Origin of the sequence: Herbaspirillum sp. UBA812 (genome assembly GCF_002296545.1) — a bacterium.
In the GTDB taxonomy this organism is placed as follows: Bacteria; Pseudomonadota; Gammaproteobacteria; order Burkholderiales; family Burkholderiaceae_D; genus Herbaspirillum; species Herbaspirillum huttiense.
This window is the reverse complement of the sequence record NZ_DBIC01000034.1, coordinates 8,157-8,737: the sequence shown is the minus strand read 5'-3', so window position 1 is coordinate 8,737 and position 581 is coordinate 8,157. Positions and strand designations below refer to the sequence as shown.

General features: G+C 64.7%; 1 protein-coding gene. It reads left to right on the top strand.

The features are described 5' to 3' along the window. The coding region (locus B3873_RS01920) for an ACT domain-containing protein (protein ID WP_286863747.1) at positions 1–533 on the top strand (533 nt) is incomplete at its 5' end. Positions 534–581: the final 48 nt, after the last annotated feature.

The following is a 581-nucleotide window of genomic DNA, read 5'->3' as shown; positions in this document are numbered from 1 at the left end:
AACTGCGCGTGCACCCGACGCTGATCCCGGCCTCGCGCCTGATCGCCAATGTCGAGGGTGCGATGAACGCCGTGGTGGTGCGTGGCGACGCCGTGGGTGAAGCCCTGTACTACGGCAAGGGTGCCGGTTCCGAGCCGACCGCCTCGGCCGTGATCGCCGACCTGGTCGACATCACCCGCCTGGCGACTGCCGACCCGGAACACCACGTGCCTTCGCTGGCCTTCCAGCTCAACGCCATGGCCGATACCCCGGTGCTGCCGATGAGCGAAGTCGTGACCAGCTACTACCTGCGCATCCGCGTGGCCGACCAGGCGGGCGTGCTGGCCGATGTGACGCGCATCCTGGCGGATTCGACCATTTCCATCGACGCCATGCTGCAGAAGGAGCCGGCTGAAGGCGAGCAGCAGACCGACATCATCATGCTGACCCACCAGACCCAGGAAAAGAACATCGAGGCTGCCATTGCCAAGATCGAAGCCCTGGCTACAGTGGTCGGCCAGGTCACCAAGATCCGCCTGGAAGAGCTGAGCTGATCTGGACTTCTGTGGTCTTCGCCGCAAAGAAAAACGGAGCCCGCGGGC